7 protein-coding genes are annotated in these 13,097 nt (G+C 63.5%); 3 read left to right on the forward strand and 4 right to left on the reverse strand.

What is annotated here, in order from left to right; genetic code table 11:
• Position 1: 1 nt before the first annotated feature.
• From A7U43_RS16200 to A7U43_RS16210, 3 genes are read left to right on the forward strand one after another with little or no spacing between them, the layout of a single operon-like run.
• Positions 2 to 370 (forward strand): hypothetical protein, encoded by a 369-nt coding sequence (locus A7U43_RS16200; protein ID WP_024445219.1) that lies wholly within the window; start codon positions 2 to 4, stop codon positions 368 to 370.
• Between the two features lie 49 nt (positions 371 to 419).
• On the forward strand, positions 420 to 1,298 hold the full coding sequence (locus A7U43_RS16205) for a hypothetical protein (RefSeq protein ID WP_067997229.1): 879 nt from the start codon (positions 420 to 422) through the stop codon (positions 1,296 to 1,298).
• A gap of 4 nt (positions 1,299 to 1,302) precedes the next feature.
• A complete protein-coding gene (locus A7U43_RS16210; RefSeq protein WP_051226544.1) occupies positions 1,303 to 2,316 on the forward strand; it encodes an ImmA/IrrE family metallo-endopeptidase in 1,014 nt (337 codons plus the stop codon).
• Between the two features lie 300 nt (positions 2,317 to 2,616).
• Here A7U43_RS16210 and drmC read toward each other — a convergent pair whose 3' ends face one another.
• From drmC to A7U43_RS16230, 4 genes are read right to left on the reverse strand one after another with little or no spacing between them, the layout of a single operon-like run.
• Complete coding sequence (gene drmC, locus A7U43_RS16215) at positions 2,617 to 3,321, reverse strand: DISARM system phospholipase D-like protein DrmC (RefSeq protein ID WP_067997232.1); 705 nt, start codon at positions 3,319 to 3,321, stop codon at positions 2,617 to 2,619.
• On the reverse strand, positions 3,311 to 5,362 hold the full coding sequence (gene drmB, locus A7U43_RS16220; RefSeq protein WP_067997235.1) for a DUF1998 domain-containing protein: 2,052 nt from the start codon (positions 5,360 to 5,362) through the stop codon (positions 3,311 to 3,313). The genes drmC and drmB overlap by 11 nt, the downstream gene beginning before the upstream one ends.
• Complete coding sequence (gene drmA, locus A7U43_RS16225) at positions 5,362 to 9,075, reverse strand: DISARM system helicase DrmA (protein WP_067997238.1); 3,714 nt, start codon at positions 9,073 to 9,075, stop codon at positions 5,362 to 5,364. The genes drmB and drmA overlap by 1 nt, the downstream gene beginning before the upstream one ends.
• On the reverse strand, positions 9,075 to 13,031 hold the full coding sequence (locus tag A7U43_RS16230; RefSeq protein ID WP_231963335.1) for a DNA methyltransferase: 3,957 nt from the start codon (positions 13,029 to 13,031) through the stop codon (positions 9,075 to 9,077). The genes drmA and A7U43_RS16230 overlap by 1 nt, the downstream gene beginning before the upstream one ends.
• Between the last annotated feature and the right edge of the window lie 66 nt (positions 13,032 to 13,097).

The following is a 13,097-nucleotide window of genomic DNA, read 5'->3' on the forward strand; positions in this document are numbered from 1 at the left end:
CATGCCAGAGGAAGACGCCAAGTTCGGCGACGTCTACTGGGTGACCAAGGAGGCCACCCAGAATCCGGCGCGCGTCGGCAAGCCCGCACGTCCGATGGCATGTATGGCCGAGCGCCGCGAGGACACGACATGGGCCGGGCTGCCCCGGATCACCAGCGACGAAAAGCCTGAAGACCTGCCCAGCAAGGCGATGCCGGAGATTCATACGACCCGCTTGAACACCGCAGGGTGGTGGACGGCCCGGTACATCCACCCGGTCTACAAGGCGGTCACGGGGCATGCCGGAAAGTGCGAGTATCTCGGCCAGCTGCCCAAAGATGAGGTGACGGTGGCCAGGGAGGTCTACCGGGGTCGGCTGTACGACTCGTGACCTGTACTCTGGCGATTCTTTTTGCAGCGACGACCGAAGAAGGTGAGCAGTGAGCGGACGTGATCGGCCGGCCGGAATACCGGCATCTGCGCACCAGCTCTGGGACAACGGCGCGCAGAGCGAGCAGGTCCGCGCCGGAGACCTGTGGGTCCTCTCCTGGGACGGCGAGGTCGTAGGGCTCGCAGCGATCGCCGCGGCGAAGCACGGGTTCGTCTTGGCCTGGCCGGTGACGCTGCCCGGTGAGGTGTCGTTCGCTCCTGGTCTGGTTGTGGAGAATTCACCACTCGGGGTTCCGGTCACCCTTTGGCCGACCAGGGAGACTGGCATCGGTGACCACCTTCTCGATCGCAGCCTCGGGCAGCTGCTACTGCCCGACCGGATCCGCCCGATCTCCTTCGCGCTCGATGACAGCGACGACCCCGGCTTGGCCTTCGCACCAGGTTCCGCTCGCGACTCTGACAACACTGAGGCCGACCGATTGATGGTGGATCACTGGACCGAGCTGTGCTTCAACGCCGGCGGCGCCGAGGAGGGTTCATTTCTCGACTCGGCGAAGGTCCGGCAGGCTGGCGGAAGCTCGCGGATCGTCAGCGAGGTACTAGGACTCGCGCTGCCGGAACTGAGGGCCCTCATGGACGGTATCGTGCCGATCTCCGACGAGCAGCTCACCGCCGTCGCCGAGCGTCTCGGGGTCAACCGAGATGCGCTCGTCGGAGCCGACCCCCTCGCGGACGTCGTGATTGACCTCGCCTCTCCGAGCTACAAGCATCTCATCGCGGCGCGTACCGAGGCGACCGGCCTCGGAGAGGCGAACATTCGCCGCTTCGCCCGTCGCGAGTTTGCCCTCGCTGCGCGCAACGACAGCGACGCCCTGCGGGAGGCGAAGCTGCGAGACGCGATCAATCGCGCCGGCCGGGACATCAGGTAGTCCGGTGGACGGTTGGGAGGATCTCGCCGTCGGTCGTGACGCCCACGCGATCGCGTCCCGCATCATCGCAGAGTGCACCACCTTCAACTTCGCCGCGTTGCGCGACAACCCACTCGGAGCGGTGATGGGATCTGTCGGGATCGAGGTGGAGATCGAGGACGGACTCATCGAGACCGGTTGCGGCGGAGGCGGCTACTACCGCCCGAAACCGCCAACGATCCACCTCCACCCGGCGACCTACCGCCGTGACAACTTCACCGTGCTGCACGAACTCGGCCACCATCTGCAGCAGACGCACGACCAGTGGGGGTTCACGCTGATCGACATGGCCGAACGCGAGCGCCGCGACATCGAGGAGAAGGTGTGCGACCAGTTCGCCGCCCAGGTGCTCATGCCGGTCAGCGATACCGACCGCCACGCCACCTCACTTCACCCCGCCGATGTCATGGCCGGTCTCTTCGCCCGGTGGGAAGCGTCGCGTTCTGCCGTTCTGCAGCGCGTGCGCGAAATGATGCCCCAGGGCGCCCGCTGGCTCCTCGCCGTCTCGGACCTGGACGGGGTCGTGATCACTTCGGCGACCACTTACGAGGACCCGCAACCCCCAAAGGGATTAATGCAGGAAGGGTTCCGGCGCGTTGCGGTCGAGGCGGTGGATGCTGCAGTGCGTCGGGAGTTCCACGAGGGAATCGAATACAAAACCGGGTCCGTGCTCGACGGGATGCGGGTGGAGGCTGCGCTCGACCACGAGGAGCGTTACGTGTTCCTCGCCCTGCGGCCGACGACCGCGAACGGGGCGGGCACGTGGACGTACCCCTCCCGGGAATGCTCCAACCCAGCGTGTGAAAAGGCATTTCAGGCTACGTCGTCAAGCGGCCGCTGCGAGACCTGTCAGGACTTCAAGTGTCCGCACTGCCACCGATGCGGATGCACCGCGCCCGCACCTCCCGAGAAGTGCGGTACGTGCTTTCTGCCGTATACACCAGCCGAGATGGCATCAGGCAATCACGAGTGCTGGTGACCACGGAGGGAAGGCAGACGTTTGCCGGTCGTGATGAGAAGCACCTTGTCGCCGTGGCCCATCATCGGTACGCGTAAGTCGCGCACCGCGCCGGCAGAAATTGTTCCTATCAAGGACGAGTTCCATAGTGTCATCAATGGATCCGGGTGCGTCGAAATCTCAGCTGCATGTTTAGCGAAGCGATCCAGGGCCGGACTCCTGTCGTCGCCCGGCAGGGCGGGAAGTCGCCGTGTTCGTTGCCGCCAAAACACTCCTTGAGCCGCATCGTACCTCCGATCAAGCAGAAGCCCGCAACCTTGGCTACACCAGCTCGTACAAGCTCCCCCGCTTGCTCGCCATAGTTGACTCGATCGACGCTGCCAGGCCGCTGTCACGAATCAGCAGACCGAACTCAATGTTTCGATTCTCAGCGTTGTACGAGAAGTTTGCACTTGTCAGCAGAACGACCTCATGGTCGACGACAATGAACTTGGTGTGACTGACGATCGGCTGTCCGGTGGGCAAGTTCGCTGAGCGGTACACGACGGCTCGCGGGAGCCGTGCCTTGACGCCGCCAGGGTCGCCCTTGCCTGCATCGACGTAGACGCACACAACGACGTCGGGCTCCTCCGACGCTGCCTTAAGGGCGTCCCACATGTTCGATGTCGGCGAAAAGTTGTAGGTCGCGCAGGTGACCGAGGTACGCGCGGCGGCCACCACATCATGAAATTGGTTAGTGAGGTGCCCACTCGTCGCTTCGTTTCCGGGCATCGTCCAGACCGGCGTGAGGTCGCGATGCGCGGACTTCGCGCCCGCGATGCCGCGGAGCACCGCTACCGACAGAGCTGGTTCAGTGTGACCAATCCCAGCCGCCTTCAGAAGGTTTGCGACTCTGTCGCGACGGGCGTGGCTCACCGATGCGAGGGCATGTGTGGTGTGCTCGCCGGCGTCGATGAGCACCGCCAAGCTTTCAGCCTCGGTTGCGGTGAGGTACTCCCCTAGTTGTTTCAGCGGATCATCGGACATCAGGGCTCCCGAAAAACCCTGGCACCGGCTTGCCGTGCGCGCTGGGCAGTGTGAGCAGGAAGCGGCGGTCGAGGAACCGGTTGGCCCTCTCGCACGATGTCTCCGAGGCGAACGTGCAGCAGTGGCATGCCGCTCCGTGCAGGAAGTCCTCGGGGTCGTGCGGAGTTCGCATGGCGCACACAGGGTCCGATGAGCACCGGGCAGCCCGGCGAAGCGCCGAGCTCACCAGCCCCTGCAGCCGAGGCGGCTCTGACAGCGCCACGAGGCCACCGAGGGTGCCTTCGCTGTCTGAGGCGGTGGTGCAGATCAACAGTCCGGCAGCACCCTCACGGTGCGCGGAAGGCGGCCAGCCATAGATGCGCTCGGTGAGGCTCGCTGCACCGTAGCCACACGACATGGCCATCTCACGGATCAGCACGTGAGACAGGGTGTGCAGCAACCAGTATCGAGGTGCGGGTAGCCGGGTGTCGGGGTCCACAGCCTTGGCGGTCTCGGAGAAACGTCGATAGAAGTTACGCCGGTTAGCCGCCTGATGTGCCGCCCACAGCGGCGTCGTGTATACGATGTTCTCCCAGGCTTCGACGGCATCGAGGCTGAGTTGCAGGAAGATTCCTTCACCGCGGTCCTCCGTCGCGGGCACCCACGTCGGCTTGCCGTTGCGGGTGAGCTTGACCAGTCGGCCGGGCAGGTCGTTGATCCGGTCCATCTCGTCGAGACGGGTGAACCCGATGAAGGCGTTGACCTTCTTCATCTGGTTGACCGCGACCACACGGCTGATCTGTGGGGGAAGCTCAGGGCCGCGGGCCATGTCGGTCACCATCAGCCCCGTCGTGTTCTTCTGGGAGGGGAACAGTGCCGGCTTCTGGAGATACTGCCATTCGGGAACCAGGAGTTCCACGGGATCCCAGTCGTCGCGCTTCTTCTTGCGCTCCTCGTCGGACTCCGGCGGCGTAAGCGCGTCAGCAACCGCGGTCGAGAGACTCTCATTCGAGACGCTCGTCAGGTCAATATCTTTCATACCCGCCATCGCACGGATAACGTCGAGTTGTCCAGCGAATTGCTTGACGGTGTCAACGCCGAGCTCCAGCCGCAGCAGGTCACCAAGGGCTTCGGCTTTCTCGGCGTCGGTACGCGGCATGACGATGATCGATTGCGTCGAGGCGAACCACAAGTTCGAAGCACCCATCATGATCAACGTCGGCCGCGCGTCGCACTCTTTGTCGAAGGCGTTCAAATGTGGGTGACGTCCCCGGCACGTCTGCGGCAGCTTGTCGCGGCCCACCGAGCCCTGCGCCTCTGCCATGCCACGGGTGGCTCCACACTGCGTGCATGCGATCATCGATCCGACGCTCTTGCCGACGTTGGCGTCACGCATCTTCAGGTCGGGCCGCTCCGCCTTGGGGCATCGCCGGCCGCGGTGCACCCACAGTTCGTAGGGAAACTCGTCGACGTGACCGTTGGTGCATGTCAGCAGATGCTGCGCGGGTACGGCCGGGCTCTCCCGCTTCCCAGTCTTCGCGCCACCGCGCTGCGCACCGCGGCCCGGACAGCCCTTATGAGTGAACTGCGCGAGATCGGGGCGGAAGGGATGGGTGTTGGTGTAGCTGAACCGTGGCAGCGGGCCGAGGTAGTCACAGCCCGTGCAACGCAGCCACTGCGGGAATACCCGTGCGGGGATGCCCAAGTCGGCACCCTCTTTGGCGAACGAGTTCTGCTTCGGCTGCCAAGGATAGGGCCGCAGCGCGTCCACCTGCGGACCGAGGTGCATGCGAATCACATTGAGCAGCCGGGGCTCGATGATCGCGGGAATCTTCTCGCGCCGTTTCCAGATGGGCTCCCAGTCGTCCAACCCTGCGGGCATCACCGAGAAGCCGGGCAGATCCATGATCGCGCCCGGCCCGTAGGTGTACAGCAGCGACGACGGCCGTGACGAGCCCACTTTGGCGCGGTTCTTGACCACCGCGTCTTCGGCGTCGGCCAACGGGTCCAGCGCCTCCCCCGGATCGTGCAACATCACCTCTTCAGGCGCGGTGTCGGTCATCAGTCCTCATCCCCCACTGGCAGGGTCCACCGTGGTGCTCCGTCGGGAACGTGTGCGAACAGCCGCTCCGGGATCGGGCTGACGAGGATGTTGATCTCCGGCTGCACTTCCCGCATCGAGTTCGCGACGACGAACGGAGCCTGATTCGACGACCCGACACCGGCTTTGGCGTTCTCGGGGCTCATCAGCAACGGCAGGTACTTGTCCCCTTCCCCGGTGCGCTCGTACACCAGTGTCCTGTGCATGTCGCTGGCGCGGTTGGCGCGGTCGACCCACCGATCGATGCGGTTGACCAACCGGTCGCTGGCATACTTCACCCTTGCATCATCCTGCGCCGCAGCCGAGATCCGAGCTTTGAGTCGTTCGGCCACCCGTTCGACCACGTCCCGGTGCTCCTTGATCCGCCAGGCACCGCGTTCCTGGGAGAGCCCGTCGTCGAGGGGTGCCTGTATGACGCGGGCCACGCTGACCAACAGCCCGTCCAATCCTCGATCCAGCGATGTCGGCGAGTACGGCGTCACCGACAACGCTTCCACCTGAGAGTAGAACGTCTCGTGGTAGTGCCGGAACTGTTCGTAATGTGCCAGGTCTCGGGGCCGTGCCCAATTGCCCAGCGTCACAACCAACCCGGGCCGGGAGGAGTCGCGGCCGACGCGGGAGGACGCTTGAATGTACTCGGCGGTGTTCTTGGGCTGACCAACGACCAGCATCAGCCCGAGTCGTTGCACGTCGACACCGACCTGCAGCATCGAGGTGGCCAGTACCACGTCGAACGGGGCCTCCTTGCGAGTGGGCACCTTCTTGCCGTCGCGCTGTGCTGCCATCCGAGCCTGGAAGGCTTCGGTGGTGTCATAGTCGGGGTCGAAGTCCAACCCCAACCGGTCGAGGGTGCGGCCGATCTCCGACGACGCGATCCGTGCGGTGAGTTCACCGGTGTTCAGCAGACCGAACGCGGCGCCGTGGCGGGGCGGGAATCCGGAGTCTTTGCGGGGGCGCTTGATTCGGTTCTGTACGTCATCACCCATGTAGCGGGTCATGCCCGCCAGCTCGCGGGTGGCGTTGAAGTACCCGACCAGCGTCAGATAGGGATCGGCGGCGATGCCGCTGCGGTCCAACAGCAGCTGCCCGGCCGAGAGCAACACCTCCGAGACGCGAATCTCGGCGCTGGCGAGGCGCACGCCTTGCGCGCTCACTCCGATGTAGCGGCGGCCGGGTGTTGTCTTGGTGATCGGGATTTCGCGGGAGAAGTAGGTGTCAGCGACGTCGAGCACCTGCGGCGGAAAGATCTCCAGGCGCCGCCCGTACAGACCCCGCACCTGTTCCTGCGCATTACGAACGGTGGCGGTGGACGCGACAATCAGCGGCCGCACTGGCTTTCCGTCGGGTTGTTCCCAGGACGCCAGGGTCTCCACCGCCACCTCGAACAGGCCAACGGCGGTGCCCAACGCCCCTGTGATCAGGTGCAGCTCGTCCTGGATGATCAGATCCGGTGGCCGCAGCCGGTTCACGGGATGAACTGTTGCCGCGGGATATCCGGCCACGGCCGGATGCGCATTGGAGATGTTGCACGCCGCATAGTCGGCATGGACGTAGCCGTGGCGGGCGCAGCGCCGCCCGACGTAGCCGAACAATGCTGCGGCTTCGCCTTCGCGGGCCAGGCGGGCGAACTTGTCGACGGTGGCGATAACGAATGCCGGTGTCAGCCGGTAAATCTCCTCGTCCACGGTCAGAATCGGCAGACCCTCACTGACCTGCCCGCCTTTGGCGAACGGACAACGCGCAAGGTCATCGCCGCAGTAGACGAACACCCGCCGGGCCGTAGCGTCGGCCTTGACCTGTGCCGCGGTGATCGGGGTGCCACACCAGGGGCAGCGCTGGACCTGGAGCACGGTCAGCCGATGCGACCCGTATTCGTTGGCCTTCGTCAGCTGTTCGTCGGCTTCCTCGAAGCGTTTCGGGCTCACGTCGGTCCCCACCCACAGCCCGATGCGGAACGGACCACTGCCCCAGGTGGTTTCGTCAGCTTGACGCGCGAGCTCGGCCGCGCACACCAGTGCGGTGGCCCGCTGGAACTGCTGGGCGGTGAGCAGCCGCAGGGTGTAGCGCATCAGCACCGCTACGCCGTCGCGGCCATCCAGCGGGCCGTCGGTGGAATCGACGAGACCCTGGCGACGCCGGATCGCGAAGGTGAACGCGGCCAGTCCGAGGTAGGCCTCGGTCTTGCCGCCACCGGTCGGGAAGAACAGCAACTCGACTTGCGCCAAGTGCGCGGCGCTGCGCAGCGACGCTGCGGGGTCGGTGAGGGCTCCAAGTTGCATCAGAATGAACGCCAACTGGAAGGGCCGCCACGATGCCGCCTTCGCACCCGCCTCGGACACCTTCTTTTGCGCATCGGAGATCGACAAGGCCGGATCCGATGCCCGCAAGGCAGCCACCTGGGAGGCGATGCGCTGATCGCGCATGACGGCGTTCATGAACTGAAAGCAGCGCAGCGCTTCAGCATCGGCCGCAAGATGCTCGAGCCCCGCTTGCAGCCGCTTGTGCGCGCGGCGGGCTTCTACCAGTGCCAGCTCGGCAGTATCGCGCAGATGCGGCGGTAACTGCGTCGTCGCTTCTTCTTGGGTCCCGAGCCAGTCCCCGTAGCCGGCGATCAGAGGCTGCAGGCCGGCGCGGACCTGTTCTGCGGTCGAGGTCGCCAGAGAATCCATGGACAGCAGTGCGTTCTCGACGTCACGCGCCTGCGTCTGCGGAGTTTCAGCGACCGGCAACCACGTGGTCCACACTGCGGTTGCGCGTCGCGAGCCCTTCTTGACTGTCCAGCCCACCGAGCAGGTCCGACCGATCACGTACTCAAGCCGGTTGCGGTACTGCAGGTTAAGGCGTTGCACCTCGGGGTCGTGTTCCGGCAGGTCTTGCTCGAGCACATCGCACACCGGGAGAAATACCTCCGCTCCCCCGGAATCGATGTAGAGCTTGGTTTGGAACATCCACATGCCGATCGGGATCGGCATCGGTGTCTCGCGGTCGTTACACAACGCGATCTCGATGAGCACCCTTCCAAACGTCTCGTCATCGTAGCGGTCAACCCGGAGGCAGATGGTGTCGCGCAACGGGAACGTCGTCGTCTGCCCGGCGGCGAGATCGGCAAGGCGGACGGCGCGGGATTCTTCGACCGGTATACGTTGAAAATGGCGGATCGGACGGCCCGCCTTGGTGACCTTGTCGGTCTGCACCGACTCATACGTTCCCCACGAGGCCGTGACCGTGAACGCCTCCAAATCCGGCGGTACTTGAAACCTCAGACCCATCGACGAGGGAATCATCAACCCCTGCTTGGGTGCTCGGTCCTCAGCATCGTCGTCGGCAGCATCGGCCTCACTGTCGTCAGCGGCAAACGCGGGTATGCCCCGTCCCTCAGCCGCGGCATTCTCGTCAGCACGAGCTTCGGCCAGCTCGCCACGCTCGGTGCCTTCGGCAGCGTCACCGTTACCGGCTGTGGCGCCGGTGAGCCGCACCGGCGCGATGTATCCGACCAAGTACTGGGAGCGTGGACTGAAGGGCAACACCTCGTCGGGGCCATGGATGGGTCCGAGTAGCTCACGTTCCAGAATATCGACCAAGTTCTCTCGTACCGTGAACGACGAACCGTCCGGCTCGAAAGTCAAGTCGTAGGACGAGGCCGGTTCCTTCGCTTTTTCAGTGGCGCTGGTCATTACAGCAGTGTCCCTTGATCGTCTGATGCGCTCTTACCGCGACGGCCTTTGCTTCTCGTTGGCCGAGTCTGCTTTGCTTCCTCGGCGGCCCGCCGGTGGTTCTCCTCCAACAGCCGATCCAGGATCTCCACGCGCGCTGCGGGACTCACCGTCCAACGCTGCATTTTTCGATAGGTGTGAAAACCATGTCCCAGCGAGATGTCCGACCAGCCGTAGGAATCTGCTACGGCGTCGTCAAGCTCGACGTGGATGTCCCGCAAACGTCCAATTTCCGAATCTGTGACGCCGTTGACACGCGGGTCATTGATCAGATTGTAGGTGTCCGTCAAACTAACGCTGCGGCGCAGCATAAATTCCCGGCGCTCAGCATCAAGAGTCCGGCCGACCCGGTGGATCCAGTCCGTAGGTTCCGGGCTCGGGAATGTTTCGAACACGTCGGTCGGCGTGTACCTTACCCCTGCCCCTGCCCCGATCGTAGACGCGTACTTCACAGCCCAAAGATAATGAAACGACGATGAGAGTACCGCCTCGACCGCATACGAGCCCGTCGCGAACACGATCGTTTGTTCACTGAAGGTCTGCTTAGGTGAAACACGAACCGGCATAACGGTATTGCTGACTCGAGCGATTGCAAGTACCTCATCAAGTTCGGAGATGGCCTTCCGCAGTCCAGGGCGGCTATTCCAGAACTTCCACCACTCGTAGACCATTCGCGGGTATTTCGTGCCATCCTTCTGTTCCCGCTCGGGCCTCACCCGTTCCTGCACGCGCTTCCATGGGACCGAGTATGACGATGCGGTGTCCTCACCGCGTTCTCCAAAATCGATGATCCAGCGGGAAGCAGAACAGTCTGGACTTGAGTTAAGGTCTTCCCCGTTCAAATACGGAAAGACGACCTCTTGGTAGCGGGGATCCTTCGTGATCCAAGTCTCGGCTTCTTCAGGATCGAGGATAAACCCCTTGCCGAGAACCACGCAGCCCTGGAAGGCAATTCTGCCATTCTGTTTCAGCGCAATGGGATTACCCTCGACACGTCCTGCCGATTCGAGTAGCGACGTAATGTGACGTACGTAGGTGTTGTCGCTCATTCGCGGAACATCCTGAGCTACTGATCCAGTAGTGCCCCACACTGCAGCGTACTCGAGGGCTGCAGTAGAAACTGGCCACTTTCGGCTTTGAACGGACCTGGTGATAGTGAAGCCGGATGCGACCATTTGGTCCAACCCCACCTCTCGCGTATCACCCTGCGCGATGCTGTTGGTGGCGATAAGCCCAATGGTGCCGTTCTCCGAGAGCAACGAATGCGCTCGGAGAAAGAAGTAGGCCACCTGATCGGCATTTCCGGTCACCCCACTTGCGGTCACATTTACTAGCCATTCACGGACGTCAGACCCCATCGCGGGCGTGATCTTCTTCCCGCCGAGAAACGGTGGGTTTCCGATGATCGAATCGAAACCACCATGCTCTACGACGACATCAGGTGCTTCGATCACCCAGTGATTGGGTTGCCACCTCCGGTAGTCCGTGGGAACAGTTGGCTTAAGTCCTGAATCGATAATTGCGTCCAGTATTGCCGGTTCGGGACGACCCGACTCGGGATGTGCAGCCTTGACTGCAATCCGCAAATTCTCATAAGCGTCATCGAGAGCCTTGCCTGGCTTCGCGCCGAGCGGCAGGCCAGCCGCCACGATGCCATCGGCTACCGAGCGCAGTTCTGCTGTGACTTCCCGCAATTGAGCAAATTGCCTGCGTTTCGCTGTACTGTTGCGGGCGGGGTCGTTCTCGTCTATCTCGGTTGCGAGTTTGCGTCGTAGATCAGCAGCCTTCTTAACGATCGAGTTGATGTCGACATCGAAGATGTCAAACATGTCTTTCGTCGACACCCGAGACGGATCAATGTGCAGCTTGCGCAGTTGGTCAAGGCTGGTGACACCAAGCAGCGAGTTGCCGTGGAAGATCTTGTCGTCGACAAAGGAGAAGGGCAGATCGCGGTCCAAGGACACCAGCCAGAGCGACAGTTTGCACATCTCGACGGCCATGTCGTTGATGTCGGCGCCGTAGAGGCAGTTCGCGACGACCTCGCGGATGGCACGGCGGTGTAGATCACTGCGGTTGGCGTTGGCGGTATCTTCAGCGGTCCACGCTTCGACTACCCGCTCAGCGAGGTAGCTCGCCGCCGAGACCAGGAATGCACCTGAGCCACAGGCGATATCGGCGACCTTCAAGCTCAGCAAGTCATCTGAGGACTTGAGTTTCCACTCCGATTCGTCAGCGGTCTGATATGGACCAGGCGCATAGCACAGCGGTTGCAGCGCGTGCAGGACGACTTCTCTGGCCAGCGACTTGGGGGTGTAGTGCGCTCCGGCGTTCTTACGGGACGGGGTTTCCTTCACCATCAGCCCGCCGTCGAGCACCACGAACGGGCGACTCCGCAGATCCTGACGCATGATTCCCAGCCAGGGCAGCACGCGTTCACGCAGCGCTGTGTCGTCGCCGACCGCTTGCGCGAGGCCGCTGATCACACTCGGCTCGATCTGGGCGCCAATGCCTTTGGCGATTGCGGCAGCCGACTGGGGTTTGGCTGAGGGTTGATCGCGTTCGATGTATGCCCGGAGTGCGTCAGCCAGCTTCTTCGGCGCAGCGTTAGCCGCTGCAAGCCGTTCCAGTTCCGACAACGAGATCTCTGGCTCTTCGCCGCGGGCACCCTGCAATCCGAGGTAGGTCTCAGCGACGGTGGCAGCGGTGTAACCCAGCAGACCCTCGTAGATGTAGCCGATCTGTTCGACATCGATGTCGCGGAACGAGATTCGGCGTACTTCGTTACCTTTGAGGACTGCCTGCTGGACCGAGCGCAGTGCGTGCAGCATCACTCGGTCGGACACAGTGATGGCCAAGGTGCCGTGTGCGGTAAGCGCGGTCAGGAACGGGAATCGGTCGGGGTCGAAGAGGGAACCGCCGTAGGCAGGAACCCGCATGTTCTCGAACGACGCTCCTCCGTAGAGCGCCTGACTCGTGGCGAGCAGCCGGTGCCACGTGAGCGAGGTGGCATCGAGAGCCTCTTCACTTTCCTCGGCTTCGCGTGCTTGCAGCCGGTCCAGTTCGCGGGAGATGCCGTACCCCTGCTCGAACAACTCCCCCGACGGCAGCAAGCCGCGTTCCTCGGCGAACAGCAGGAACACGATCCGCATCATGATCGTCACCGCGGCTTCATAGCTTTGGTGGGTGTCTGCAGGTAGCGGATCGGGTTCGCCGCGTTGTTGAGCGTCGCGGGCCGATTCGGAGAACGACTGGATGAGCAGTTCCACCGCGCGACGCACCTGCGCGCCAAGGGCTTCGGTGATCTCCTCGGCAGCGGCCACGGATTCCTCGAACAGCACCGGCAGCCGCTCGTCTTCCTTGCCGCCGATGATGTGCTGGCGCGAGATCAGCATCAGGAACGCGTCGCGGGTGCGAGGTTCCTCCACCCAGGTCAGTGCGTCGACGACTCCAGAGGCGGTCATGGCGCCGGCACGTGCGCACACCAGCGCCCACCAGCGTCCGTCGGTGACAATGCCGATCGGAATGTCGTTCTCGCGCAGCAGCGCTTCCATTCGGTCCACCGGAGTGGCCGCCCACAAGTCGCTGGGAACCTGACGCAATGAGTCGACAGGGTCGATCACCGACACCAGCGCACCGATGGCTCCATCGGGGGTCAGCAGGGCTGCCTCGGCGCCGACGGTGACCGCACGGTTGGGTGACTGAGCCGTGATGCCGGCGACGGGTCCCCAGGATAAGGATTCGGCCCAGCCGACGACATCGCGTAATACGGTCTCGACCCATTTGTCGCGGGCGACGCGGTACGCGTCGTCGGTCGTGCCGTCGTCGCCGGTGGCTCGGTCTGCCGTCTCCCATGCGGCTTCGAAGTCCTTGCGGGCGTAGAGCAGTGCCTCTTTGCGGGTGTCATCCAAGGCTGGCATGCCCTGCGGCCATACCCGCTTGAGCGGTGCGATCGCCAGGAACGGGCCGTCAGTGTCGACGAGTTC

This window comes from Mycobacterium adipatum (assembly GCF_001644575.1).
In the GTDB taxonomy this organism is placed as follows: Bacteria; Actinomycetota; Actinomycetes; order Mycobacteriales; family Mycobacteriaceae; genus Mycobacterium; species Mycobacterium adipatum.